Consider the following 25,011-nt stretch of genomic DNA (forward strand, 5'->3'; position numbering starts at 1 on the left):
CTTCGCGCACCCCCTCCGGCCGGAAACGCCTCCCCCGCGCGGTGAAACCCGCGCTACTTCTCCTCGAAGTCCTTGGCGGCCACCCGCAGCGGGCGCAGCATGGCGAAGATCTCGGCGCACTCCTCGGAGTCGTAGACCCCGAGCCCGAAGTCGACCGCGACCAGGTCCCGGGTGGCCGCCTCGACGACGTCGCGGCCCTTGTCCGTGATGGAGGCGAGGGTGCCGCGGCCGTCGTTGGGGTTGGGCCGCTTGTCGACCAGACCGGACCTCACCAGCCGGTCCACGGTGTTGGTGACCGAGGTGGGGTGCACCATCAGCCGCTCGCCGATCTTGGACATCGGCAGCTCCCCGGCCTTGGAGAAGGTGAGCAGCACCAGCGCCTCGTACCGGGCGAAGGTCAGCCCGTACGGCTTGACGACGGCGTCGACCTCGGCGAGCAGGATCTGCTGGGCCCGCATGATCGAGGTGATCGCCCCCATCGAGGGCACGGGTCCCCAGCGCTGCTGCCAGAGCTCGTCGGCGCGGGCGATGGGATCGAAGGGAAGGCTGAGCGGCTTCGGCACGGCATCGACCTTACCGACTGGTCACATGCCGGTCAGCCCCGTCTCGTCCTTCGGTACACGACCTCCGCCGGGGGTCCGTCCGGCGGGCTTCGGCGACGAGCAGCAGCGTGCAGACGGTACCGACGATTCCGGATCCGGCGACCACCTGGTGCACCGGGAAGAACTCGGCCGCGAGCCCCGCCAGCGCCATCCCGAGCCCCTGGACGGTCATCAGCCCGGCGGTGAGCAGGGTCATGGCCCGGCCGCGCAGTTCCCGGGGCACGGCGTCGACGAACCACTGGTCGAGCCCGATGACGTACGCCGCTCCCGCCCCGGCCAGCGCGAGGGCGGCCAGGGCGAGCGGCAGCCCCGGCCGGACCGCGTACACGAGCAGGGGCAGCAGGCCGGCTGCGGCGACCGGCAGGACGATCCGGGAGCGGTCACGGGGGCTGAGCGCGGACCCCACGAACAGTTCGGCCCCGATGTGCCCGACGGCCATGGCGCAGAGCAGCAGGCCGAGCGCGGCGGGCGGGGCCCCGATCGCGTCGGCGTAGGGGGCGGCGAGCGCCTCCGGGGCCACGACGAACGTCGGCGGCACCCAGAACAGCAGCATCAGGGCGCGGACACGGCGGTCGCCCAGGATCAGGCGGGCGCCCGAGAGCGACTCCGCGAGGAGGGTCCCGCCGCCGTCCCCCCGGGTGGCGCGGGCGGGGCGGTCGCGGGTGCCGAAGCGCAGGAGCGCGGCCGAGCAGAGGAAGGTGGCGACGGTGACGGTGATCGCCCCGCGCGGGGACAGCACGGTGAGCAGCAGCCCCCCGGCGCCGAAGCCGATCAGCATCGCGCTCTGCGAGACGATCCGCAGGAGGGAGCGGCCCAGGACGTAGAGGTCGCCCTCGCCCAGGATGTCGGTGAGCGCCGCCATCCGGGTCCCGGTGAAGACGGGCGCGATCGCGGCGACCAGACAGCGCAGCGCGAGGAGCCCGGCGACCGGGGTGGCGGGCACGAGCATCACGGCGACGCAGACCGCGCAGAGCAGGTCGCAGACGACCAGGACGCGGCGGGCCGGGTAGCGGTCGGCGACCCCGGCGAGGAGGGTGCCGCCGACGATGTACGGGAGCAGCCCCAGCGCGAACGTCAGCGCGCTGAGCAGCGGGGAGCCGGTGAGGTCGTAGACGAGGACGGTGAGCGCGAGCTCGCTGACGACGACACCGAGCAGCGAGAGCAGATGCGCGGCGAAGACGGCCCGGAACTCGGCCACGGCGAAGACCGCGCGGTAGCCGCGCCGGGTGAGGGGAGCCGGGGTGCCGGGGCCGGGAGCCGGGGTGCCGGGGCCGGGAGCCGGGGTGCCGGGGCCGGGTGCCGCAGCCGGTGCCGGTGCCGGTGCCGGTGCCGGTAGCAGTGCCGGCGCGTGTGGCTGCGGCTGTGGCGGCACCGGTGGCCGTGCGACGGCGGCCGGGGCGCCGGGGTCCCGGAGCGTGGGCCCGGGGCCCGGGTCGGGGAGGGGGGCACGCTCCGGGAACGGAGCCGGGGCCTGCGCCGCCGGGGCGGACGGGGTACGGGGTGAATCCGCCGGGGCGGGGCTGTCGGTCGGCATGGGACGAGCCTCGGGCCGGGGCGCCCCGCCACCGTAGACTTTCGGCTCAGCACGAATGTTGAGCCCGGCGGAGGGAGAGGCGTGCCGTTCCAGCTGCACTTCGGCGAGAGCGATCTGCTGCGCTGCCGGTTCGCCCTGTCGCCTCTGTTCGAGACGCAGGAGGCGGTGCGCACCCTCTCCCGCCCGTACCGCCACGGCTACCACCTCCCGTGGCTCCGCCGGATCCGGGAGGCGGCCGCGGCCCTCGACCTGGAGCCGCTGTGGCTGCTGATGCCGGACGCCGGCCACAACCCGGACTTCATCTGCCCGCCGCCGATCGGCCCGCTCGCCACGTTCGACGAGGAGATCGCCGGGGTCCGGGCGGTCGACCCCCAGGTGGCGCGGGAGGACATGGCGTCGGCGCTGGCGGAGCGGCCCGGCGCCCGGGATTCCGCGACGGGTCGGCGTCTGCTGGCCGATCCGGCGCGGGCCGTGCGCGAGCTGGCCGATCTGCTGGAGCGGGCCTGGCAGGTGCTGATCGAGCCGTACTGGCCCCGGCTGCGGGCCCTGCTGGAGGCGGACATCGCCCACCACTCCCGCCGACTGGGGGACAGCGGCCTGGAGGGGCTGCTGAGCGAGGTGAGCAGCCAGCTGAGCTGGAACGGCTCGACGCTCACCGTCGAGGGGACGCGGGGCGATCACGAACAGGTGCTGGGCGGCCAGGGTCTGGTGCTGATGCCGAGCGTCTTCGTCTGGCCCGAGGTGGTGGGCGGTCACCGGGAACCCTGGCAGCCCGGACTGATCTATCCGGCGCGCGGGATCGGCGGGCTGTGGAGCGGGGCCGAACGGACGCCGCAGTCCCTCGCCCGGCTGCTGGGCAGGGTCCGGGCGGACGTGCTGTGCGCGCTGGACGAACCGGCCGGAACGAGCGCGCTGGCGCACCGGCTGGGCCTGGCCGCCTCGTCCGTGTCGGCCCATCTGTCCGTGCTGCGCGGGGCGGGGCTGCTGACCTCACGGCGGTACGGACACCAGGTGCTGTACGAACGCACGCCGCTGGGGATCGCGCTGGCCGCCCCGGAGTGACCGAGGGCCCGCGGGCCCTTCCGGGACGGCGCCTGACGGCACCTGCGCACGGGCGTCACGGACGGTGTCGCACCACCACTCCCCGTAACGGTCGTGTCACGATGGCCGTGTTCCCCGTGTCCGTGAGCCACCGCCGCCCGAGGGGTCTGGATGTCCGGCCGCAGCATCGTTCCGCGCGCTCTCCCCCGTACCGTCCGCGTCCTGGCCGCCCTCGCCCTGGCGGCCGCCGTCACCGCGGGGTGCTCGACGCCGCAGCCGCGGGTCACCGGGGCCGCCGAGGCGGGCGCCGAACCCGCCCGCGGGGAACCGGCCCCGAGCGCGGCCTCCCCGTTCTGGGTCGACCCGAACAGCGACGCGGCCCGCCAGGTGCGCGCCTGGGAGAAGGAGGGGCGCGAGGCGGACGCGAAGCTCCTGCGGCGGATCTCGGAGCGGCCGGTCGCGGACTGGCCCGCCTGGGACGACCCGGCCCCGGGAATCCGCGCCGCCGTGCGGTCCGCCGCCCGGACGAAGAAGACCGTCGTCCTCGTGGCGTACAACATCCCGCACCGCGACTGCGGGCTCTACTCCGCGGGCGGCGCGAAGGACGCGGACGCCTACCGTGCCTGGATCGGGGAGTTCGCCGCCGCGGTCGGGGACGCCCCCGCGACCGTGGTGCTGGAGCCCGACGCCCTCCCCCACATCACGGACGGCTGCACCCCGCCCGAGCACCACGCCGAGCGCTACCAGCTCCTCTCCGAGGCGGTGGACACCCTCACGGCCCTCCCGAACACCAGGGTCTACCTGGACGCGGGCAACCCGGACTGGATCGACGAACCGGACAGGATGGCGCAGCCGCTGCGGCAGGCGGGCGTCGACCGGGCCGCCGGGTTCTCGCTGAACGTCTCCAACTTCCAGTCGAACGCCGGCGTGCGGACGTACGCCCGACAGCTCTCCGACGCGACGGGCGGCGCGCACTTCGTGATCGACACCAGCCGCAACGGCAAGGGCCCCCTGTCCGGGGGCCGCGAGGAGGCCTGGTGCAATCCGCCGGGCCGGGGGCTCGGCACGCCCCCCACCACGAAGACCGGCGACGACCGGCTCGACGCCTACCTGTGGATCAAGCGGCCCGGCGACTCCGACGGCACCTGCCGGGGCGGCCCGCCGGCCGGCGACTGGTGGCCGGAGTACGCGCTCGGCCTGGCGAGGCGCGCCGCCTCCTGAGCCGTCCGGCGGGCCCTCCTTAGCTCAGCCGACCTTGACCCATTTCGCCTCGGAGGGGACGCCGTCGGTGTCCGTGACGAAGAGCATGTACCAGCCGGGCGGCACGAGGGTGGGGTCGTCCGGCAGGGTCACGCTCAGCTTGCCGTCGGCCTTCTCCAGCCCCAGCTCGACGGAGCGCTGCTCCACGTCGGTGGTGTGGGTGACGGCGCTCGGGCGCATCAGCCGCGCGGTGGCGATGCGGTCCGCGTCGGCGCTCTCGTAGGTGACGGTCGTGCCGAGCTCGGCGTCCTCGGGGCCGTTCCCGATCACCGGGCGGTTGTCCTTGCCGCGGTGCAGGGCGGGCGGGGTGTAGACCTCCATGCGCTGCTCGAACGTGCCGAGCTTGGTGTTGTCCTTGTCGTCGTAGAGCGAGTCGGAGCCGAAGGTGACGACCCGTCCGTCGGGCAGCAGCAGCGCCTCGGAGTGGTAGTTGCGCCCCACCGTGGGCGCGGCCGCCTCCTTGAAGGTGTTGGACTTCGGGTCGTAGGACTGCGCCTTGAGGATGTTGCTGGCGCTGCGGCCCCGGTAGTCCTTCGAACCGCCGCTGGTGAAGACGGTGTCGTCGGGCATGATCACGCTGTTCAGGTAGCGCGTGCCCTGCGGCAGGTCGGGGCCCGCCTCGAAGACCGGGTTGTCCTGCTTGAGGTCGATGACCGCCGTGCGGGCCGTGGATTTCCCGGACTCGCCGACCCCGCCGCCGCCCAGCACCATCACCTTCTGGTCCTGTGCCGGCGGGAGCAGCAGCGAGGCCGCCGTCTCCAGCTGGTCGGTGTCGGTGAGGCCGGGGACCTTGGTGAAGGTCTTCTTCTTCAGATCCCAGATCCCGGGCTCGCGCCCCTTGTCGGCCGGGCCGTATCCGGCGTTGGCGCCCGGGTAGAAGAGCTTGCCGCCCTTGGTGAGGAAGAGCGCCGGGTAGGTCGGGAAGTACTGGAAGGGGCCCTCGGACCACTTCTTGGTCTTCGGGTCGTAGATCTCGTTGTCGCCCGGCAGGATCTCGCCGACGTCGTCGAGACCCGAGACGGCGAGCACCCTGCCGTCCTCCAGGCCGACGAGCGTGGGATACCAGCGGGCCTCCTTCATGGGGTCGACCCGGATGTACTTCTCCGCCGTCGGGTCGAACTCGTAGGCGGCCCTGATCCCCTGGAAGTCCTGCTTGTCCATGGTGATCTTCTCGGCGAGGCCGTACGCGTTGTCGGCGTCCTTGCCCTTCAGCCCGACGATCTCGTACTGGGCGGCGTCCGTCGTCACCGCGTCCGGCCCCTCGTCCACCGCCTCGACGAAGACCCGCTGCTCGGTGGCGGTCACCTTGGTCTTCCAGGGCTTCATCTGGCCGCTCTCGAAGTAGTCGACCTCGAACTCGCGCTTGGCCTTGGGGACGGTGACGTCGAACGCGGCCCGGTACTCGACGCCCGACGGCGAGCGGAAGACCGTGCCCTTCTTGAGCTTCAGCGGCTTGTCCGGGTTCTCGTTCTTGACCCGCATCCCGCCGCCGGCCCGCTTCACCTTGTCGTCGAGCACCTCGTAGCGGGCGGTGCCGCCCGCGACCAGGAGGCGGCCGTCGGGAAGCTGGGCGTGTCCGCCGCAGAAGAAGTCCTCCGGGGTGGGGATCTTCTGGAAGGTGTTCTCGGCCGGGTCCCACAGCACGGTGTCGAAGGTGCCCTCGTCGAAGTGCTTCTGGTCGTTGCCGGAGCCCGCGACGATCAGCACCTTGCCGGTGTGCAGGAGTGCCGCGTGGATCGCGTTGGTGCGGTAGTCCTTCGGGATGTCCACCTGCTGCCAGGAGCCGTACTCGGCCTTGTACGCCGGCTGGTCGATCTTGTACGCGTGGTAGCGGTCCTGCGCGAAGGACAGCGCCGCCGGAGCGTTCAGCCCGGCGAGCAGCACCACCGCGCCGCCGCCCAGGAGCGTCTTCTTCATCCTCTTCGAGGGCCGGTAGGCCATGGCTCAGTTCCCTCCTGCGGTGGTGGTGGCGGTGCTCGCCGTGGTGGTCGCCGACGGGGTGGGGGCCGTCGTCGTGGTGACGTACGCCGGTTCGGGCGGCGCGGGCGCCAGGACGGGGACGGCGCGGGCGGCCTCGGCGCGCCTGTCCTGCCGGACGGTCCAGGCCCACACGAGAACCGGGGCGAGGGAGATCGCGAGGCCCAGCGCCGCCCACGTGCGCATCGCGGCGTGGGTGTGGTCGAGGTACACGGACGCGGCGAGCGAGGACAGCAGGACCGCGGCCCAGAAGAGGTGGATGCGGAAGGTGAGCAGCCGGTCCGGGGAGGCCTGGCCGCCCTTGGGCGTGACGACGAACCGGCCGTCGGTGCGCAGCACGGCCGAGCCCAGCGACTTCAGGTAGACGGGTGCGGAGAGCGCGGACATGGCCATGCCCGCGAGGCCGCCGGATCCCTCGGGCTCGTGGGGCGAGACGTTGTGGCGGCGGTTCCAGAGGTAGAGCCCGATCTGGAGGGCGGCCGCGTCGCTGTAGAGCATCAGCCAGATCGAGGCGGCGACCTGGGTGCCGGACGCGCCGAACCAGAGGAACAGCACACAGCTCAGGATGCCGAGCAGCCAGTTCACGGCGGTCATCGGGTAGTAGACGAGCATCAGCGTGTAGCTAAGGAGACGGCCGGGCGGCACCCGGAAGAGCGCCTTGCCGTACTGCTTGAACAGCGTCTCGTACGTCCCCCTCGACCAGCGCAGCTGCTGGGTGAAGAAGTCCGTCCAGGAGGCGGGGCCCTCCCCCACGGCGAGCACGTCGGGCGTGTAGACGGAACGCCAGTAGCGGCCGGTGCGCGGGTTGCGGCGGCGGTGGATCTCGAAGCCGGTGGCCATGTCCTCGGTGATGGAGTCGTACAGGCCGCCGACCTGGCGCAGCGCGGCGATGCGCACGACGTTGTTGGTGCCGACGAACATCGGGGCGCCGTAGCGGTTGCCCGCGCGCTGGATCAGGGCGTGGAAGAGGAACTGCTGCGACTCGGCGGCCTTGGTGACGGCCGACGCGTAGTTGCCGTAGACCTGCGGTCCGACGACGAAGGCGACGTCCGGGTCGCGGAAGTAGCCCATCATCCGTTCCAGGAAGTTGGGCATGGGCACGTGGTCGGTGTCGACGGAGGCGAAGAAGTCGTAGTCGCCCCCGTGCAGGGCGACCCAGGCGTTGTAGTTGCCGTGCTTGGTCTTCGCCCTGTGGGCCCCCCGGTCGCGGTTCCACTCGGGGACGCCGCTCCGGGTGAAGTGGTGGACGCCGAGCTCGGCGCAGAGCATCCGGGCCCCGGGGTCGTCGCCCTCGTCGAGCAGCCAGACGTCGAGCGGACCGGGGTGCTCGATGTCCACGGCGCCCTTGAGGGTGGCACGGACCATGGAGAGCGGTTCCTTGCCGGGGACGTACGTGGTCAGGAAGGCGACCCGGGTGCCGGGCTCGGGCGTCACCGGGACGGGGTCGCGCGCGACGAGGGTGGCGTGCGCGATGGAGACCACGTTGACCAGCATGAACAGCTCGATCAGGGCGATCGACACCAGCATCACGGTGTCGGCGACGACCAGCCAGCGCTCCCCGTTCTCCCGGTCGGTCCAGTGGGTGGGCCAGACCAGGTACAGCAGGAGGACCGCGGTGAGCAGCGGGGCGAGCGTCATCAGCAGGACGGCTCTTATTCGGTGCTTCTCCGTGGAGAGCAGGCTCTTGTACCGCACCCGGTACCCCGTCGGTTCCGGGTCCGTGAGCGGACCCGCGAGCCGGCTGTAGGTGTCGTAGTCGTAGCCCTCCGACCGCACCGTGCCTCCCACTGTCAAACGGGTTGATATCCCCACAGAAGGGGACGTCTCACGGTGTGTCGACTTGGCAGGTCCGAGTGAGCGGATTTCGGTCCGGGACCGGAGAAGCCCCCGGCAGTGTGGCGCCGGGGGCTTTTCGAGTGAACGCGGAACGGGCCGCGCGGACGGTGCGTCAGGGGGTCAGGAACCTTCGAGATACCGCTCCACGGTCTCGACCTTCGAGGTCAGTCCGTCGGTGACGCCGGGCCGGATGTCGGCCTTCAGGACCAGGGAGACACGGCCGGCGCGGGCCTCGACGGCGGCCACGGCGCGCTTGACGACGTCCATGACCTCGTCCCATTCCCCCTCGACGGAGGTGAACATCGCGTCGGTGCGGTTGGGGAGCCCGGATTCCCGCACGACCCGTACGGCGTCGGCGACGTACTCCCCGACGTCCTCGCCGACTCCGAGCGGTGAGACCGAGAACGCGACGATCATGCGCTGACCGTGCCCTCGCGGCGGGCGCGGGCGGCGATGACGCCGTCGGCCTCGTAGCTCTTGAGCCGCTTGTCGCCGTAGAGCCCGCCGAAGGGGATCAGGGACAGCAGGAAGAAGAGGGCGACGCGCCCCAGCGGCCACTTCGCCTTCGCCCAGACGTCCAGCAGGAACACGGCGTAGATCACGAAGAGGGCGCCGTGGATCATGCCGAGGGGCATCATCAGGAAGTCGATGTCCGAGACCCGGCTGAGGACCGAGCCGAAGAGGATCAGAGCGGGGAAGGACAGCGCCTCGGGAATCGAGATGAGGCGCAGCCGGTGCAGGGCGGAAGCGGTCTTGATGTCCACAGGGGCACCTTCGGTGGGAGGGGGTCGTGTGGGCGGGAAGGGCCGCACGGGCTTGTGAACGCGAGCACAAGCCGCCCCCATTGTGGCATCGCGCGGGCGGGCTCCCGGAGCCGGGGGCCGCCGCCGGGCGCCCCTGCGCGTATCACCGCATATCAGGGTCGGTCCGGGTGTGCATCAGGGGAGCATCAGGGGCGTAACGGTTCCCCGGGGCCTGGTACGGGCGCGGGTGGGCGGGCTACCTTCGGGGCGTGGCGATGTTCCGACTCCAAGGCAGCAAGACGCTCGCCGTCGATCTGACCGGCGACGCCGTCAAGGCGAAGAACGGCTCGATGGTCGCGTACGACGGCCGGATGAGCTTCAAGAAGATGACCGGCGGCGGTGAGGGGCTGCGCGGCATGGTGACCCGCCGGCTGACCGGCGAGCAGATGACCGTGATGGAGGTGTCCGGCCAGGGCACCTGCTACTTCGCCGACCGGGCGAGCGAGATCAACCTGGTCTCGCTGCACGGCGACACCCTGTACGTGGAGGCGAGCAACCTGCTGGCCACCGACGCCGGGCTGCGCACGGGCACCACGTTCACCGGGCTGCGCGGCGGGGCGAGCGGCAACGGCCTGTTCACCACGACGGTGGAGGGCACCGGGCAGGCGGCGATCATGTCGGACGGGTCTGCGGTGCTGCTGAGGGTGTCGCCGCAGTATCCGCTGACGGTCGACCCCGGCGCGTACATCGCCCACCAGGGCCGGCTCCAGCAGAGCTTCCAGTCGGGCGTGAACTTCCGGACGCTGATGGGCGAGGGGTCCGGCGAGGCGTTCCAGATCCGTTTCGAGGGTGACGGCCTGGTCTACGTCCAGCCCAGCGAGCGCAACACCGTCGGGGGCGATGTCTGATGCCGTTCCGCGAGATCAACTCCAAGATGGTCGAAGCCACGCTCACCCCGGGCCAGACGCTGTTCAGCCAGCGCGGCGCGATGCTGGCGTACCGGGGCGAGGTGTCCTTCACGCCGAACATCCAGGGCGGGCAGGGCGGCGTCGCGTCGATGATCGGCCGCCGGGTGGCGGGCGAGGCGACGCCGCTGATGACGGTCGAGGGGTCGGGCACGGTGATGTTCGGCCACGGCGGCCACCACATCCAGGTGATCAACCTGTCCGGCGACACCCTGTACGTGGAGGCCGACCGGCTCCTCGCCTTCGACGGGACGCTCCGGCAGGGCACGATGTTCATGGGTTCGCAGGGCGGGGTGATGGGCATGGTGCGCGGCCAGGTGACCGGCCAGGGCCTGTTCACCACGACGCTCCAGGGGCACGGCGCGGTCGCGGTGATGGCGCACGGCGGGGTGATCGAGCTGCCGATCACCCCGGGGCGGGAGGTCCATGTGGACCCGCAGGCCTACGTGGCCCACCACGGGGAGGTCCGCAACAAGCTGTCCACGGCGGTCGGCTGGCGGGACATGGTGGGGCGGGGCTCCGGCGAGGCGTTCCAGCTGGAGCTAAGCGGGAGCGGCGCGGTGTACGTCCAGGCGTCGGAGGAGAAGCTGTGAGGACCCCCGCGGCCGAGGAGAAGTCGTGAGCACGCCCGTGATCGAGAGCACGCCCGTGATCGAGGAGACGTCGTGAGCACCCCTGTGATCTTCGATCCGATGACGCTGCCGTCGGACGACAACGTCAACTCCTACACCTTCTGCGTGGAGCTCAAGGGGAGCCGGTGGTTCCTGCAGAAGGGCAAGATGATCGCCTACTACGGGCAGATCAGCTTCGACGGGATCGGGCACGGCCGGTTCGAGCGCCTGGTGCGCTCCAGTTTCCACTCGCCGCTGCACGCGAGCGACTGGGTGGTGGCCGAGGGCAGCGGGAAGATGCTGCTGGCCGACCGGGCCTTCGACGTGAACTCCTTCGACCTGGACGACGGGAACCTGACGATCCGGTCCGGGAACCTGCTGGCGTACGAGCCGTCGCTCGCCCTGAAGCAGTCGATCGTGCCGGGGTTCGTGACGCTGATCGGCACGGGGAAGTTCGTGGCCGCGTCCAACGGCCCGGTGGTCTTCATGGAGCCGCCGCTGCGGGTGGACCCCCAGGCACTGGTGGGGTGGGCCGACTGCCCCTCCCCCTGCCACCACTACGACCACGGGTACATGACGGGCGTGATGGGCGGAATCCGGTCATTGACGGGGATCGGCGGAACATCCGGCGAGGAGCACCAGTTCGAGTTCGTCGGGGCGGGTACGGTGCTGCTCCAGTCGTCCGAGGCCCTGATGGCGGAGCAGGCGACGGGGTTCGTGCCGAACGAGCCGGGCGTCCCGGGCGGCGGAGGTCCCCACGGATCCACCCCGCGCATGCCCGGCCAGCTGGGGGACCTCCAGCGTCGCTTCGGCTTGTGAGCGGTAGTCTGCGGAGTGTGACGTCGAACGTCTGCGCCGGTCGTCACACTCCACAGATCACCCCAGATCTCCCCAATTTCGTCCGGCTTTCAACTTCTTAGGTAGAATCCACATATGGAGACCGAGACGGCCACCCACTGGCTGAGCGACGCGGAGCAGTGCGCCTGGCGCACCCACCTGGACGTCAGCAGGCTGCTGACGCACCAGCTGGAGAAGGACCTCCAGCCGTTCGGCCTGACCATGAACGACTACGAGATCCTGGTCAACCTCTCCGAGTCCGACGACCAGCGGATGCGGATGAGCGACCTCGCCGCCGCCACCCTGCAGTCCAAGAGCCGGCTGTCGCACCAGATCACCCGTATGGAGACCGCCGGTCTCGTGCAGCGTACGCACTGCGAGTCCGACCGGCGCGGACTGTTCGCGGTCCTCACCGAGCACGGCGCGGAGACCATGCGGAAGGTGGCCCCGCACCACGTCGACTCGGTCCGGCAGCACTTCATCGACCTGCTGTCCCCCGAGGCGCTGACCGATCTGCACGCGGCGCTGACCCCCATCGCGGACCATCTGCGCGGCAAGCGCGGCAAGCTGTAGCGGCCCGGGGCCGCCCCGGTCCGGGGCCGTCCGGGCTCCCGTTCGGGCGTCGCCGTCTCAGGCCGGGCGCGGCAGCCACAGCCGGAAGGCCGCGCCGCCCTCGTGCGCCCGGTGCACCGTCAGCGTTCCGCCGTGGCGGGCGGCGACGTCCCGGGCGATCGCGAGGCCCAGGCCGGCGCCGCCGTCGTCCCGGCTGCGGGCGGCGTCGAGCCGGACGAACCGTTCGAAGATCCGCTCCCGCTCGGCCCCGGGGACGCCCGCCCCGTCGTCCCGCACCTCGACCCGCACCCCGCGCCCCTCGGCCACCACGGACACCGCGACGCTCGCGGCGGCGTGCCGCTGGGCGTTGTCCAGCAGATTGCCGACCACCCGGGCCAGCTGCCCGCGCGACCCGTCCACCTCGAATGCGGCGTCCTCCGGGACCTCCACCGCCACCGCGATCCGGTCCCCGGTCCGCTGCGACACCTCCTCGCGGACCAGTGCGCCCAGCTCCACCGTCCCGCCGCCGGGCTTCTCCCCCGCGTCCAGCCGGGCCAGCAGCAGCAGATCGGCCGCCAGCACCTGGAGCCGTACGGTGTCGGCGACCGCGCCCGGGAGGTCCAGCAGATCCGGGTGGGCCGCGGCCACCTCCAGCTGGGTGCGCAGCGAGGCGATCGGGGAGCGCAGCTCGTGCGAGGCGTCCGCGACGAACCGCCGCTGCCGCTCCACGGACGCCTCCAGGACGGCGAGCGTCTCGTTCGTCGTCCGGGCCAGCGCCGCGATCTCGTCCCGCGAACCGGGCTCCGGCACCCGGCGGGCCAGGTCCTCGGACGCGGTGATGGCGGCCATCTCGCGGCGGATGCCCTCGACCGGGCGCAACGCCCGGCGGGTCACCAGCCAGGTCACCCCGGCGACGACCACCAGCAGCACCGGCAGCCCGGTCAGCATGGCCCCGCGCACCGTGCCGACGGCCTCCTGCTCGGCGGCGAGGGGGGCGCCCGCGTGCACGGTGAGGGTGACGCCGCCGGGGGTGGTGGCCTCGACGGCGGCGAACCGGTAGTCGGCGGTGGTGCGGTCGACGGTGGCGGTGCCGTCGGAGAAGTCCGGGTCGTCGGAGGAGACCTCGCCGCGGCCCGGCCGGCCGCTGTCCTCGTCCCGGTCGTCGTCCCGGTCGTCCCCGTCGTCGTCCTCGTCGCCGGGAGGCGGGGTGGCCCCCGCCGAGGCCGGGGGAACCGGGGTGACGCCCGTCGCGCCGGTTCCGGTGACGGCGCGCAGATCCTGCGAGACCAGGACGACCCGGCCCTCCTCGTCGGTCACCTGGACCGGGTGGTCCTCCTCGTCGTCCAGCTCCACCTCCCCGTACGGGGTGCCGGTGGCCAGCGCTCCGGCCACCTCGCGGGCCGCCACCTCGGCCTGGAGGTCGGCCTGGTCGATCAGGTTCGCCCGCAGGACCAGGAGCACGGCGAGCCCGGCCCCGGTCAGCGCCACGGCGACGACCAGGGTGGCCCCGAGGGCGGCCCTGGCCCGGACGGACCTCACGCCGCCTCCAGGCGGTAGCCGGCGCCGCGTACGGTACGGATCGCGGCGGCGCCCAGCTTCCGGCGCAGGGTGGAGATGTAGACCTCGACGATGTTCGGGTCACCGTCGTAGGCGAAGTCCCAGACGTGCTCCAGGATCTCCGCCTTGCTGACCACCTGCCCGGCGCGCAGGGCGAGTTGCTCCAGCACGGCGAACTCCTTCGCGGTGAGGGCGATGTCGTCCTCACCGCGGATGACCCGGCGGGCGGCGGTGTCGATGCGCAGGGGGCCGACCGTCAGGACGGGCGCGGCGCTCCCGGCGCCGCGCCGGCGCAGCAGGGCCCGGACGCGGGCGACGAGGACGACGTAGCTGAAGGGCTTGGTCAGGTAGTCGTCGGCGCCGGTGTCCAGTCCCTCGGCCTCGTCGTACTCGCCGTCCTTGGCGGTGAGCATGAGGATGGGCACCTCGTGTCCGGCGGCGCGCAGGTTCGAGCAGACGCGGTAGCCGTTCATGCCGGGCAGCATGATGTCGAGGATCACCAGGTCGTAGCCGCCCCCGCTCGCCCGGTGCAGCCCCTCCGGGCCGTCGTGCACGACATCCACGGCGAAGCCCTCGGCGGTGAGTCCCCCGGCCAGGGACGCCGCGAGACGCTTCTCGTCCTCCACGATCAACAGGCGCATGCGCACAGCCTCGCAAACACCACCTGAAGAAGGCTTCAGGTGGCTTCAGGCTGCGTTCAGCATCGGGTCGGCAGTGTGGCCCCCGTCAACCAGCACAGCAGTCCCCGGGGAGGAACCTCATGAAGCGCAACGCCACCGTCGCAGCGATCACCGCGGCCGTTCTGATCGCCGGCACCACCGCCGCCACCGTCGCCTTCGCGGACAGCGACGGGGACCGCGGCGCCGGGCCCGCCGGTCCGGCGAGCACGGTGAGCCTCGCCGACGACCGGGCCCCGGCCGCAGCGCAGCGTGCCCGGATCTCCCTCGGCCAGGCCGTCGCCGCAGCGCTGAAGAGCGTCCCGGGCACGGTCACCGAGGCCGAGCTGGACGATGACGACGACGATCACGGCGGCCGGACCGTCTGGGAGCTGGACGTCCGCGCCTCCGGCGGGAAGTGGCACGACGTCACGGTGGACGCCGCCGACGGCAAGGTCCTGAAGACCCGCGACGACGACAACGACGACCGCGACCGCCACGCACCCCGCTCCTTCGCCGTCACCCTGGACCGGGCGGCGGCAGCGGCCCTGAAGACCGTGCCGGGCACCGTCACCTCGATCGACCTGGACGACGACGATGACGACGACGGCCGCCGGAGCGGGGTCCCGCACTGGGACGTCGATGTCACGGGCAAGGACGGCAAGCAGCACGAACTGCACGTGGACGCCCGGACCGGCAAGGTCACCGTGGACCGCGACGACGACGGAGCGGACGACCGGGACGACGAGCGCGACGGCGACGACGGCTGACGGGAGCCCCTGGACGGCCCCGCACGCGCGGAAGGCCCCCGTGGCGGCACACGCCGCTCCGGGGGCCTCCTGCGTGGGCTCAGGCGCTCAGGAGCCCTCGGTCAGCCCCGCGACCAGTTCGTCCGCCGCCGCGTACGGGTCCAGGCTCCCCGCCACGATGCGTTCGGCCAGGGCGTGCAGGCGGCGGTCGCCGCGGAGGTCGGCGATCCGCTCGCGGAGCGCGGTGACCGCGATCGACTCGACCTCGTGGGCGGCGCGGGCCGTCCGGCGCTCGGCCAGGACGCCGTGCTCCTCCATCCACGCCCGGTGCTTCTCCAGGGCCTCGACGACCTCGTCCGTGCCCTGGCCCCGGGCCGCGACGGTCTTCACGATCGGGGGGCGCCAGTCGCCGGGGCCCCGGGACTCCCCCAGGCCCAGCATGTGGTTGAGCTCGCGGGCGGTGGCGTCGGCGCCGTCGCGGTCGGCCTTGTTGACCACGTACACGTCGCCGATCTCCAGGATCCCGGCCTTCGCCGCCTGGATGCCGTCGCCCATGCCCGGGGCGAGCAGCACGACGGAGGTGTCCGCCTGGGAGGCGATCTCCACCTCGGACTGGCCGACGCCGACCGTCTCGACGAGGACCACGTCGCAGCCCGCCGCGTCGAGGACGCGGATGGCCTGCGGCGCGGCCCAGGCCAGGCCGCCGAGGTGGCCCCGGGTCGCCATGGAGCGGATGTAGACGCCCGGGTCCGAGGCGTGGTCCGACATCCGGACCCGGTCGCCCAGCAGCGCCCCGCCGGAGAACGGCGAGGACGGGTCGACGGCGAGCACGCCGACCCGCTTGCCCGCCCGGCGGTAGGCCGAGACCAGGGCCGAGGTGGAGGTGGACTTGCCGACGCCCGGCGAGCCCGTCAGGCCGACGACGTACGCACGGCCCGCCAGCGGGGCCAGCGCCGCCATCACCTCACGGAGCTGCGGGGACGCCCCCTCCACCAACGAGATCAGCCGGGCCACCGCACGCGGCCTGCCTGCTCGCGCCTGCTCGACCAGTGTGGGGACGTCCACGTCCACGTTCACCGCTCCGTTCTCGCCTCGCCTCGTGTCGTTACGGTGTTACTTGCCCGGGACGCGGATGATCAACGCGTCGCCCTGACCGCCGCCGCCGCACAGCGCCGCCGCGCCCGTGCCGCCGCCGCGCCGCTTCAGCTCCAGGGCCAGGTGCAGGACGAGCCGGGCGCCGGACATCCCGATGGGGTGGCCGAGGGCGATCGCGCCGCCGTTGACGTTGACCTTGTCCGAGGTGACGCCCAGGTCCTTCATGGACTGGACGGCGACCGCGGCGAACGCCTCGTTGATCTCGATCAGGTCGAGGTCCTCGACGGTCAGGCCGTCCTTCTTCAGGGCGTGCCGGATCGCGTTGGAGGGCTGCGACTGGAGGGAGTTGTCCGGGCCCGCGACGTTTCCGTGGGCGCCGATCTCGGCAATCCAGTCGAGGCCCAGCTCCTCGGCCCTGGCCTTGCTCATCACGACGACCGCGGCGGCGCCGTCGGAGATCTGCGAGGAGGTGCCCGCGGTGATCGTGCCGTCCTTGGTGAAGGCGGGGCGCAGCTTGCCCAGGGACTCGGCCGTGGTCTCCGGGCGGATGCCCTCGTCCTGGGAGAAGAGGACCGCATCGCCCTTGCGCTGCGGGATCTCGACCGGGGTGATCTCCGCCTCGAACAGGCCGTTCTTCCGGGCGGCGGCGGCCCGCTGGTGGGACAGCGCGCCGATCTCGTCCTGGGCGGCGCGGTCCAGGCCGAGGCGGCCGTTGTGCTTCTCGGTGGACTCACCCATGGGGATGTTCTCGTAGGCGTCGGTGAGACCGTCGTACGCCATCGAGTCCAGCATCTCGATCGCGCCGTACTTGTAGCCCTCGCGGGACTTCGGGAGCAGGTGCGGGGCGTTGGTCATGGACTCCTGGCCGCCCGCGACGACCACGTCGAACTCCCCGGCGCGGATGAGCTGGTCGGCCAGCGCGATGGCGTCGAGCCCGGAGAGGCACACCTTGTTGACGGTGAGCGCGGGGACGTTCATCGGGATGCCGGCCTTGACCGCGGCCTGCCGGGCGGGGATCTGGCCCGCGCCCGCCTGGAGCACCTGGCCCATGATCACGTACTGGACCTGGTCGCCGCCGATGCCGGCCCGGTCCAGGGCGGCCTTGATGGCGACGCCGCCGAGGTCGGCCGCGGAGAAGCTCTTCAGGGAGCCGAGGAGACGGCCCATGGGCGTCCGGGCGCCCGCGACGATCACTGAGGTGGTGGTACCGGTCGTTGCTGGCATGGGCACGGCCCCTTGGGATCGAATGTGAACGAGGGTTTACCTGAATGTACTGAGCGCTCCCGCGCCCGTCATCCGGCTGCCGGTGTGACGGCGCGCACGTTGCGTAACCATGGCGGGAGCGCCACGGCCGATCCATGCTGAATCCATGCTGACGCGAATCGATCACATCGGGATCGCCTGTTTCGACCTGGACAGGACGGTCGAGTTCTACCGTGCCACGTACGGCTTCGAGGTGTTCCACTCGGAGGTCAACGAGGAGCAGGGGGTCCGCGAGGCCATGCTCAAGATCAACGAGACCTCGGACGGCGGGGCCTCGTACCTCCAGCTGCTGGAGCCCACCCGGGAGGACTCCGCCGTGGGCAAGTGGCTGGCGAAGAACGGGGAGGGCGTGCACCACATCGCCTTCGGTACGGCGGATGTGGACGGGGACGCCGCGGACATCCGCGAGAAGGGCGTCCGGGTGCTGTACGACGAGCCCAGGACGGGGTCGATGGGCTCCCGGATCACGTTCCTGCACCCCAAGGACTGCCACGGCGTCCTCACCGAACTGGTCACGAGCCGGGCGGACCACTGACCCCCGCATACCGGGCCCGGTAGAGTGGGCGGTTCCGGGCCGGGGCCGGGTCGGGGCCGTACCGCGTCCTCGTCGTTTGTTCTGTCACCATTCCCCGGGGGACCGCTCGTCGGCGAGCCCCCCGTGTGCAGAGTCGCGACCAGGGTTGGGGTCTCCCCTGCTCGGAGAAGTTGAGAGCTCGGGGAAGGATGGGACCGCGCAGTGCGGGGCTACGAACGCCAGGAGAGCCACCGAGCTGAAGACGACCATCTCTCGCGGTTCGAAGCCGAGATGGACCGGCTGAAGACCGACCGGGAGAAGGCCGTCCAGCACGCCGAGGACCTCGGCTACCAGGTCGAGGTCTTGCGTGCCAAGCTGCACGAGGCCCGGCGCAATCTCGCCACCCGTCCCGCCTACGACAGCGCGGACATCGGCTACCAGGCCGAGCAGATGCTGCGGAACGCCCAGGCCCAGGCCGAGCAGATGCGCGGCGACGCCGAGCGGGAGCTGCGCGAGGCCCGCGCCCAGACGCAGCGGATCCTGCAGGAGCACGCCGAGCACCAGGCGCGTCTCCAGGCCGAGTTGCACACCGAGGCCGTCCAGCGCAGGCAGCGGCTCGACCAGGAGCTGGCGGAGCGCCGCCAGACCGTCGAGTCGCACGTCAACGAGAACGTCGCCTGGGCCGAACAGCTGCGGGCCCGCACCGAGTCGCAGGCCCGCCGGCTGCTGGAGGAGTCCCGCGCCGAGGCCGAGCAGGCACTGGCCGCCGCCCGTGACGAGGCCGCCCGGCTGGCGGAGGAGACCCGGCGGCGGACCGGCTCGGAGGCCGAGACCGCCCGCGCCGAAGCGGAAGCGATCCTGCTGCGCGCCCGCAAGGACGCCGAACGGATGCTCGGGGCCGCCTCCGCCCAGGCGCAGGAGGCGACCAGCCACGCGGAGCAACTGCGCTCCAGCACCACCGCCGAGACCGAACAGGCCCGTCAGCAGACCGCCGAGCTGAACCGCACCGCCGAGCAGCGTCTCGCGGAGGCGGAGACCCGGCTGCGCGAGTCCCGCCTGGAGGCGGAGAAGGTCCTCGCCGAGGCGAAGGAGGCCGCCGCCAAGCAGCTGGCGGCCGCCGAGTCACAGAACGAACAGCGCACCCGTACGGCCAAGTCGGAGATCGCGCGGCTCGTGGGTGAGGCGACCAAGAGCGCCGACACCCTCAAGGAGGAGGCCGAGCAGGCTCTCACCGATGCCCGCGCCGAGGCGGAGCGGCTGGTCGCCGAAGCGGCGGAGAAGGCCAGTACGGCAGCCGCCGAGGATGCCGCCGCCCAGCTGGCGAAGGCGGCCCGGAGCGCCGAGGAGGTGCTCACCAAGGCCTCCGAGGACGCGCAGTCGACGACGAAGGCGGCGCGCGAGGAGGCCGAGCGCATCCGCCGTGAGGCGGAGGCCGAGGCGGACCGGCTGCGCGGCGAGGCGGCCGAGCAGGCCGACGAGCTGAAGGGCGCGGCGAAGGACGACACCAAGGAGTACCGGGCCAGGACGGTCGAGCTCCAGGAGGAGGCCCGCCGGCTGCGCGGCGAGGCCGAGCAGCTGCGCTCCGAGGCCGTCGCCGAGGGCGAGCGCATCCGGGGCGAGGCCCGCCGCGAGGCGGTCCAGCAGCTGGAGGAGGGCGCCCGCACCGCGGAGGAGCTGCTGACCAAGGCGCGCTCCGACGCCGACGAGGTCCGCACCAAGGCGAACGGCGAGAGCGAACGCATCCGGGGCGAGGCCTCCGAGCGGGCCGCGGCCCTGCGCAAGCAGGCCGAGGAGACGCTGGAGCGCACCCGCACCGAGGCCGACGCGCTGCGGGCCGAGGCCGAGGAGCAGGCGGCGGCCGTCACGGCCGCGGCGGAGGCGGCCGCGGCCGAGCTGCGCGAGGAGACCGAGCGGGCCCTCGCCGCCCGGCAGACCGAGGCCGCCGACGAGCTGGCCCGGCTGCACGCGGAGGCCGAGTCCAAGCTCGCGGCCGCCGAGGAGGCGCTGGGCGAGGCCCGTGCCGAGGCCGAGCGGATCCGCCGCGAGACGAACGAGGAGTCGGAGCGGCTGCGCGCGGAAGCGGCGGAGCGGCTGCGGACGCTGACCGAGCAGGCCGAGACCGAGGCCGAGCGGCTTCGGGACGAGGCCGCGGCGGAGGCCGCCCAGTCCCGGGCCGAGGGCGAGAACGTCGCCGTGCGGATGCGGAGCGAGGCGGCGGCGGAGGCCGAGCGGCTCAGGTCCGAGGCGCAGGAGAGCGCCGACCGGGTGCGCGCGGAGGCCGCGTCCGCCGCCGAGCGGGTCGGGGCCGAGGCGGCCGAGGCGCTGGCCGCCGCGCAGGAGGAGGCGACGCGCCGCCGCCGGGAGGCCGAGGAGACCCTCGACGCCGCCCGGACCGAGGCGGAGCAGGAGCGGGAGCGGGCCCGCGAGCAGAGCGAGGAGCTGCTCGCCTCCGCCCGCAAGCGGGTCGAGGAGGCGGAGGCCGAGGCGCGCCGGCTGGTCGAGGAGGGGGACGCCCGGGCGACCGAGCTGGTCTCGGCGGCCGAGCAGACCGCCCAGCAGGTACGGGACTCCGTCTCGGGTCTCCACGAGCAGGCCGAGGAGGAGATCACCGGCCTGCGTCTCGCCGCGGAGCACGCCGCGGAGCGCACCCGCACCGAGGCGCAGGAGGAGGCGGACCGGGTCCGCTCCGACGCGCACGCGGAGCGGGACCGGGCCTCGGAGGACGCGGTCCGGCTGCGCCGGGAGGCGAAGGAGGAGTCGGACCGGCTCCGGCAGGAGGCGGACGAGGAGACCGAGGCGGCGAAGGCCCTCGCCGAGCGGACGGTCTCGGAGGCGATCACCGAGTCGGAGCGGCTGCGCACGGACGCCTCCGAGTACAGCCAGCGGATGCGCACCGAGGCGTCGGACGCCCTGGCGTCGGCGGAGCAGGACGCCTCACGCGCCCGCGCCGAGGCCCGGCAGGACGCCAACCGGATCCGTTCCGAGGCGGCGGCCCAGGCGGACCGGCTGATCGGCGAGGCGACCACCGAGAGCGAACGCGTCCGCGAGGAGGCCGCCCAGTCCTCCGAGCAGCTGGTCGTCGAGGCCACCACGGAGGCCAACCGGCGCCGCAGCGAGTCCACCGAGAAGGCGGACCGGATGCTGGCCGAGGCGACCGCCGAGTCCGAGCGGCTGCGCACGGAGGCGGCCGAGCGGCTCGGCTCCGCGCAGGAGCACGCGGCCCGCACCCACGAGGAGGCCGAACGGCTGCGCGACGAGGCGGAGTCGGCGGCGGAGGAGGTGCGCGCCTCGGCCCGCCAGGAGGCGGACCGGGTGCTGGACGAGGCGCGCGAGGCGGCGGCCAAGCGCCGGGCGGACGCGGCCGAGCAGGCGGACCAGCTCATCAACAAGGCGCGGGAAGAGGCGCTGCGTACGGCCACCGAGGCGGAGACGCAGTCCGACACGATGGTGGGCGCGGCCCGCAAGGAGGCCCAGCGGATCACCTCGGAGGCCACCGTCGAGGGCAACACCCTGGTGGAGCGCGCCCGGACCGACGCGGACGAACTGCTGGTCGGCGCCCGGCGGGACGCGACGCAGATCCGGGAGCGGGCCGAGGAGCTGCGGGCCCGGCTGGAGAGCGAGATCGAGGAGCTGCACGAGCGGGCCCGCCGGGAGACGTCCGAGCAGATGAAGACCGCGGGGGAGCGCGTCGACAACCTGATGAAGGCGGCGACCGAACAGCGCGACGAGGCCGAGGCGAAGGCCAAGGAACTGCTGGCGGAGGCCAATGCGGAGGCGAGCAAGGTCCGTATCGCCGCGGTGAAACGGGCCGAGTCGCTGCTGAAGGAGGCCGAGACCAAGAAGGCCGGGCTGATCCGCGAGGCGGAGAAGCTGCGGGCCGACGCCAAGGCCGAGGCCGAGGCGACGGTCGACGAGGGCAAGCGCGAGCTGGACGTCCTGGTGCGCAGGCGCGAGGACATCAATGCGGAGATCTCCCGTGTCCAGGACGTGCTGGAAGCGTTGGAGTCTTTCGAGACCCCGGGCGGAGGCGGGAAGCCGGCCGGCGGCTCCGCGGGAGGCGCCAAGGCTCCGGCAGGGGCCGGCACACGGTCGGGGGGCAAGTCGTCCGAACGGTGACCGGACCGCGGTGCGCCGCGCTTCGTCATGGACATTCAATCCTTCGAGTGGCAAGCACTCCGGAGGTCAGCCACTCAAAAGGGGTGTCATTCTCCAGATCAAACCGGCATCTTCACGCTGACACGCCGCAATGGCCCCTAGGATTCCCTCTATCACCTCACCGGTCTCATTCGACAGGAACCCCATGAGTGACCCTTCCTCCCCCTTCGGCTTCGAGCACGTGCGCCGTGGCTACGACCGCGGTCAGGTGGACGACCGCATCGCCAAGCTCATCGCGGACCGTGACAGTGCCCTGGCCCGAATCACCTCTCTGGAAAAGCGCATCGAGGAGCTGCACCTCGAAACGCAGAATGCCCAGGCCCAGGTAAACGACGCCGAGCCGTCGTACGCCGGTCTCGGCGCCCGTGTCGAGAAGATTCTCCGCCTCGCCGAGGAGGAGGCCAAGGACCTGCGCGAGGAGGCCCGCCGGGCCGCCGAGCAGCACCGTGAGCTCGCCGAGTCGGCGGCCCAGCAGGTGCGCAACGACGCCGAGACGTTCGCCGCCGAGCGCAAGGCGAAGGCCGAGGACGAGGGCGTCCGCATCGTCGAGAAGGCCCAGGGCGAGGCGAACACGCTCCGCGCCGACGCGCAGAAGGACGCCCAGCAGAAGCGCGAGGAGGCCGACGCCCTCTTCGAGGAGACCCGCGCCAAGGCCGCCCAGGCCGCAGCCGACTTCGAGACCAACCTCGCCAAGCGCCGCGAGCAGTCGGAGCGCGACCTCGCCTCCCGCCAGGCCAAGGCCGAGAAGCGTCTCGCGGAGATCGAGCACCGCGCCGAGCAGCTCCGGCTGGAGGCCGAGAAGCTCCGCACGGACGCCGAACGCCGGGCCCGCCAGACGGTGGAGACCGCTCAGCGCCAGGCCGAGGACATCGTCGCCGACGCCAACGCCAAGGCCGACCGGATCCGCAGCGAATCGGAGCGCGAGCTGGCGGCGCTCACCAACCGCCGCGACTCCATCAACGCGCAGCTGACCAACGTCCGCGAGATGCTGGCGACGCTGACCGGCGCCGCCGTGGCCGCCGCCGGCGCCCCGGTGGAGGACGAGTCCGCCACCCGCGGCGTCCCGGCCCAGCAGAGCCGCTGAACCCCGCAGTACCGCCGTACCCCCGTGTGCGCCCGGCTCCGCCCTTGTGGTGGCGCCGGGCGCTCGGACGTTCTAGCGTGTGCGCATGATCGAGCTCGAGCAACTCACCAAACGTTTCGGCAGCAAGGTTGCCGTCGATCATCTGTCGTTCCAGGTCCGGCCGGGGATCGTCACGGGCTTTCTCGGCCCCAACGGCGCGGGCAAGTCGACGACCATGCGGATGATGCTCGATCTCGACAATCCCACCAGCGGTTCGGTGCGCATCGACGGCAAGCACTACCGCGACCTCCAGGAACCGCTGAAGTACATCGGGGCGCTCCTCGACGCCAAGGCGATGCACGGCGGCCGCAGCGCGTACAACAACCTGCTCTGCCTGGCGCAGAGCAACCGCATCCCGCGCAGCCGGGTCGACGAGGTGCTCGACACGGTCGGTCTGAGCGCGGTCGCGAAGAAGAAGTCCAAGGGGTTCTCCCTCGGCATGGGCCAGCGGCTCGGCATCGCTTCGGCCCTGCTGGGCGACCCCGAGATCCTGATGTTCGACGAGCCGGTCAACGGACTGGACCCGGAGGGCATCCACTGGATCCGCAATCTGATGAAGACGCTCGCGGCGGAAGGCCGGACGATCTTCGTCTCCTCGCACCTGATGAGTGAAATGGCGCTGACCGCTGACCACTTGATCGTGATCGGCCAGGGCAAGCTGCTCGCCGACACCTCGATGTCGGACTTCATCCAGGAGAACTCCCGCAGCTACACGCGGCTGCGCTCACCGCAGTACGAACGGCTGCGCGACGTGCTGCACCAGGAGGGCTTCACCGCCGTCGAGACGGCGGGCGGCGTCCTGGAGGTCGACGGCGCCACGACGGAGGAGCTGGGCGAGCTGGCGGCCCGGCACCAGGTGGTGCTGCACGAACTGAGTTCCCAGCGGGCCTCGCTGGAGGAGGCGTTCATGCAGATGACCGCCGGCTCGGTGGAATACCACGCCCACGCGGACCGGGATCCGGTGGCCGAACCCCCCGTGGTGGGGGCCGGCTGGGGCGAGGACTGGAACAAGCCCGGCGGCACCGACGGCAAGGGGGCGTGACGACCATGGCATCGGTACCCGCGGTTCTCACTTCGGAATGGACCAAGATCCGGTCGGTCTCCTCGACGACCTGGACCCTCATCGCCGCGTTCGCGGTCACGGTCGTGATGGGCGCGGCCCTGAGCGCGCTGCTGAACGCCACGTTCGACGACCTCTCCGAGGCCGAGCAGGCCACGTTCGACCCGACCTTCGTCAGCTTCTCCGGGACCGTACTCGGTCAGCTCGCGATGGTGGTGTTCGGAGTGCTCGTGGTCGGCACGGAGTACAGCTCCGGCATGATCCGCACCTCGCTGGCGGCGGTGCCGCAGCGTGCGACGTTCCTCTTCAGCAAGATCGCGGTGGCCGGAGTGCTGGCCCTCGCCGTGGGGCTGCTCACCAGCTTCGTCTCGTTCTTCCTGAGCCAGGCCATGCTCGGGGACCGGGGCACCGGCATCGGCGCGGACAACGTGCTGCGCGCGGTCGTCGGCGGCGGGCTCTACATGGGGCTGATCGCGATCTTCTCCATGGGCGTGGCGGCGATGCTGCGCAGTTCCATGCTGTCGCTCGGCATCCTGATGCCGTTCTTCTTCCTGGTCTCCCAGATCCTCGCGGCGGTGCCGGGGGCCAAGGAGGTCGCCCGGTACTTCCCCGACCAGGCCGGTTCGAAGATCATGCAGGTCGTCCCGGACGCGATGAACACCGATCCCGCCCCGTACGGCCCCTGGGGAGGGCTCGGGATCATGGTGCTCTGGGTGCTGGCGGCGGTGCTCGGCGGCTTCCTGGTCCTGAAGAAGCGGGACGCGTAGCCCCGACGCGGCCGGACGCGCCGGCGTGGCGAAGCGGGACGCGTGACGGCCCGCTCGCACGCTGTGCGCGACGTGGCCGGAACCGTGAGCGCCTGGTTATCCTCCTAACTCTTA

General features: G+C 72.3%; 22 protein-coding genes. 12 read left to right on the forward strand and 10 right to left on the reverse strand.

Going from position 1 to position 25,011, the window contains the following annotated elements:
• Positions 1-53: 53 nt before the first annotated feature.
• On the reverse strand, positions 54-563 hold the full coding sequence (locus KME66_RS08560; RefSeq protein ID WP_069736989.1) for a MarR family winged helix-turn-helix transcriptional regulator: 510 nt from the start codon (positions 561-563) through the stop codon (positions 54-56).
• Positions 564-573: 10 nt separating this feature from the next.
• Positions 574-2,136, reverse strand: a complete 1,563-nt coding sequence (locus KME66_RS08565; RefSeq protein WP_216320689.1) for an MFS transporter — start codon at positions 2,134-2,136, stop codon at positions 574-576.
• Between the two features lie 81 nt (positions 2,137-2,217).
• Here KME66_RS08565 and KME66_RS08570 point away from each other — a divergent pair, with 81 nt between their 5' ends.
• Positions 2,218-3,198 carry a DUF5937 family protein gene (locus KME66_RS08570; RefSeq protein WP_216320692.1) on the forward strand — a complete coding sequence of 327 codons (981 nt, stop codon included), beginning with the start codon at positions 2,218-2,220 and terminating at the stop codon, positions 3,196-3,198.
• A 150-nt stretch (positions 3,199-3,348) separates the two neighbouring features.
• Positions 3,349-4,398 (forward strand): glycoside hydrolase family 6 protein, encoded by a 1,050-nt coding sequence (locus KME66_RS08575; RefSeq protein ID WP_073214373.1) that lies wholly within the window; start codon positions 3,349-3,351, stop codon positions 4,396-4,398.
• 24 nt (positions 4,399-4,422) lie between these two features.
• Here the strand turns inward: KME66_RS08575 and KME66_RS08580 are convergent, their stop codons facing one another.
• The 4 genes from KME66_RS08580 to KME66_RS08595 form a co-directional block, all read right to left on the reverse strand.
• The gene (locus KME66_RS08580) at positions 4,423-6,378 is read right to left on the reverse strand and encodes a galactose oxidase-like domain-containing protein (protein ID WP_073214376.1); all 1,956 of its coding nucleotides are present in this window, start codon (positions 6,376-6,378) and stop codon (positions 4,423-4,425) included.
• Between the two features lie 3 nt (positions 6,379-6,381).
• Complete coding sequence (locus tag KME66_RS08585) at positions 6,382-8,190, reverse strand: glycosyltransferase family 2 protein (protein ID WP_216329161.1); 1,809 nt, start codon at positions 8,188-8,190, stop codon at positions 6,382-6,384.
• A 180-nt stretch (positions 8,191-8,370) separates the two neighbouring features.
• Positions 8,371-8,667 carry an MTH1187 family thiamine-binding protein gene (locus KME66_RS08590; RefSeq protein ID WP_216320695.1) on the reverse strand — a complete coding sequence of 99 codons (297 nt, stop codon included), beginning with the start codon at positions 8,665-8,667 and terminating at the stop codon, positions 8,371-8,373.
• Positions 8,664-9,014: a DUF3817 domain-containing protein gene (locus tag KME66_RS08595; RefSeq protein ID WP_216320698.1), complete on the reverse strand. Its 351-nt coding sequence runs from the start codon at positions 9,012-9,014 to the stop codon at positions 8,664-8,666. The genes KME66_RS08590 and KME66_RS08595 overlap by 4 nt, the downstream gene beginning before the upstream one ends.
• A gap of 254 nt (positions 9,015-9,268) precedes the next feature.
• On the opposite strand from KME66_RS08595, the gene KME66_RS08600 reads away from it, so the two are divergent.
• The 4 genes from KME66_RS08600 to KME66_RS08615 all read left to right on the forward strand — a co-directional run bounded on the left by KME66_RS08600 (position 9,269) and on the right by KME66_RS08615 (position 11,979).
• Positions 9,269-9,901: an AIM24 family protein gene (locus tag KME66_RS08600; RefSeq protein WP_073215539.1), complete on the forward strand. Its 633-nt coding sequence runs from the start codon at positions 9,269-9,271 to the stop codon at positions 9,899-9,901.
• On the forward strand, positions 9,901-10,551 hold the full coding sequence (locus KME66_RS08605) for an AIM24 family protein (protein WP_073214385.1): 651 nt from the start codon (positions 9,901-9,903) through the stop codon (positions 10,549-10,551). The genes KME66_RS08600 and KME66_RS08605 overlap by 1 nt, the downstream gene beginning before the upstream one ends.
• Positions 10,552-10,623: 72 nt before the next feature.
• Positions 10,624-11,388 carry an AIM24 family protein gene (locus KME66_RS08610; protein ID WP_073214389.1) on the forward strand — a complete coding sequence of 255 codons (765 nt, stop codon included), beginning with the start codon at positions 10,624-10,626 and terminating at the stop codon, positions 11,386-11,388.
• 114 nt (positions 11,389-11,502) lie between these two features.
• Positions 11,503-11,979 carry a MarR family transcriptional regulator gene (locus KME66_RS08615; protein WP_073214391.1) on the forward strand — a complete coding sequence of 159 codons (477 nt, stop codon included), beginning with the start codon at positions 11,503-11,505 and terminating at the stop codon, positions 11,977-11,979.
• Between the two features lie 57 nt (positions 11,980-12,036).
• Here KME66_RS08615 and KME66_RS08620 read toward each other — a convergent pair whose 3' ends face one another.
• Together KME66_RS08620 and KME66_RS08625 are read right to left on the reverse strand one after the other, a co-directional pair.
• Positions 12,037-13,497, reverse strand: coding sequence for a sensor histidine kinase (locus tag KME66_RS08620; RefSeq protein WP_216320701.1), 1,461 nt, complete (start codon positions 13,495-13,497; stop codon positions 12,037-12,039).
• Positions 13,494-14,156, reverse strand: coding sequence for a response regulator transcription factor (locus KME66_RS08625; protein WP_073214396.1), 663 nt, complete (start codon positions 14,154-14,156; stop codon positions 13,494-13,496). The genes KME66_RS08620 and KME66_RS08625 overlap by 4 nt, the downstream gene beginning before the upstream one ends.
• Before the next feature lie 119 nt (positions 14,157-14,275).
• On the opposite strand from KME66_RS08625, the gene KME66_RS08630 reads away from it, so the two are divergent.
• Complete coding sequence (locus KME66_RS08630) at positions 14,276-14,941, forward strand: PepSY domain-containing protein (protein ID WP_216320717.1); 666 nt, start codon at positions 14,276-14,278, stop codon at positions 14,939-14,941.
• An 87-nt stretch (positions 14,942-15,028) separates the two neighbouring features.
• Here KME66_RS08630 and meaB read toward each other — a convergent pair whose 3' ends face one another.
• Both meaB and KME66_RS08640 read right to left on the reverse strand, forming a co-directional pair.
• Complete coding sequence (gene meaB / locus KME66_RS08635) at positions 15,029-15,997, reverse strand: methylmalonyl Co-A mutase-associated GTPase MeaB (RefSeq protein WP_178378890.1); 969 nt, start codon at positions 15,995-15,997, stop codon at positions 15,029-15,031.
• A gap of 36 nt (positions 15,998-16,033) precedes the next feature.
• Complete coding sequence (locus KME66_RS08640; protein WP_216320720.1) at positions 16,034-17,239, reverse strand: acetyl-CoA C-acetyltransferase; 1,206 nt, start codon at positions 17,237-17,239, stop codon at positions 16,034-16,036.
• 145 nt (positions 17,240-17,384) lie between these two features.
• Here KME66_RS08640 and mce point away from each other — a divergent pair, with 145 nt between their 5' ends.
• From mce to KME66_RS08665, 5 genes are all read left to right on the forward strand, one after another.
• Positions 17,385-17,813 carry a methylmalonyl-CoA epimerase gene (gene mce, locus KME66_RS08645; protein WP_216320723.1) on the forward strand — a complete coding sequence of 143 codons (429 nt, stop codon included), beginning with the start codon at positions 17,385-17,387 and terminating at the stop codon, positions 17,811-17,813.
• A 201-nt stretch (positions 17,814-18,014) separates the two neighbouring features.
• Positions 18,015-21,908, forward strand: coding sequence for a polarized growth protein Scy (gene scy, locus KME66_RS08650; RefSeq protein ID WP_216320726.1), 3,894 nt, complete (start codon positions 18,015-18,017; stop codon positions 21,906-21,908).
• Between the two features lie 184 nt (positions 21,909-22,092).
• Positions 22,093-23,031 carry a cellulose-binding protein gene (locus KME66_RS08655; protein ID WP_073214408.1) on the forward strand — a complete coding sequence of 313 codons (939 nt, stop codon included), beginning with the start codon at positions 22,093-22,095 and terminating at the stop codon, positions 23,029-23,031.
• Positions 23,032-23,116: 85 nt separating this feature from the next.
• Positions 23,117-24,112 (forward strand): ABC transporter ATP-binding protein, encoded by a 996-nt coding sequence (locus KME66_RS08660; RefSeq protein ID WP_216320729.1) that lies wholly within the window; start codon positions 23,117-23,119, stop codon positions 24,110-24,112.
• A 5-nt stretch (positions 24,113-24,117) separates the two neighbouring features.
• Positions 24,118-24,897 (forward strand): ABC transporter permease, encoded by a 780-nt coding sequence (locus KME66_RS08665; protein WP_216320732.1) that lies wholly within the window; start codon positions 24,118-24,120, stop codon positions 24,895-24,897.
• The last annotated feature ends 114 nt before the right edge of the window (positions 24,898-25,011 follow it).

Origin of the sequence: Streptomyces sp. YPW6, from assembly GCF_018866325.1 — a bacterium.
GTDB lineage: Bacteria > Actinomycetota > Actinomycetes > Streptomycetales > Streptomycetaceae > Streptomyces.

Bases quoted from the DNA above. Each gene is read 5' to 3' on its own strand.
- KME66_RS08565 (WP_216320689.1), bottom strand. From the start codon at position 2,136: ATGCCGACCGACAGCCCCGCCCCGGCGGATTCACCCCGTACCCCGTCC.
- KME66_RS08575 (WP_073214373.1), top strand. From the start codon at position 3,349: ATGTCCGGCCGCAGCATCGTTCCGCGCGCTCTCCCCCGTACCGTCCGC.
- KME66_RS08580 (WP_073214376.1), bottom strand. From the start codon at position 6,378: ATGGCCTACCGGCCCTCGAAGAGGATGAAGAAGACGCTCCTGGGCGGC.
- KME66_RS08590 (WP_216320695.1), bottom strand. From the start codon at position 8,667: ATGATCGTCGCGTTCTCGGTCTCACCGCTCGGAGTCGGCGAGGACGTC.
- KME66_RS08600 (WP_073215539.1), top strand. From the start codon at position 9,269: ATGTTCCGACTCCAAGGCAGCAAGACGCTCGCCGTCGATCTGACCGGC.
- KME66_RS08605 (WP_073214385.1), top strand. From the start codon at position 9,901: ATGCCGTTCCGCGAGATCAACTCCAAGATGGTCGAAGCCACGCTCACC.
- KME66_RS08615 (WP_073214391.1), top strand. From the start codon at position 11,503: ATGGAGACCGAGACGGCCACCCACTGGCTGAGCGACGCGGAGCAGTGC.
- KME66_RS08625 (WP_073214396.1), bottom strand. From the start codon at position 14,156: ATGCGCCTGTTGATCGTGGAGGACGAGAAGCGTCTCGCGGCGTCCCTG.
- KME66_RS08630 (WP_216320717.1), top strand. From the start codon at position 14,276: ATGAAGCGCAACGCCACCGTCGCAGCGATCACCGCGGCCGTTCTGATC.
- KME66_RS08640 (WP_216320720.1), bottom strand. From the start codon at position 17,239: ATGCCAGCAACGACCGGTACCACCACCTCAGTGATCGTCGCGGGCGCC.
- mce (WP_216320723.1), top strand. From the start codon at position 17,385: ATGCTGACGCGAATCGATCACATCGGGATCGCCTGTTTCGACCTGGAC.
- KME66_RS08655 (WP_073214408.1), top strand. From the start codon at position 22,093: ATGAGTGACCCTTCCTCCCCCTTCGGCTTCGAGCACGTGCGCCGTGGC.
- KME66_RS08660 (WP_216320729.1), top strand. From the start codon at position 23,117: ATGATCGAGCTCGAGCAACTCACCAAACGTTTCGGCAGCAAGGTTGCC.
- KME66_RS08665 (WP_216320732.1), top strand. From the start codon at position 24,118: ATGGCATCGGTACCCGCGGTTCTCACTTCGGAATGGACCAAGATCCGG.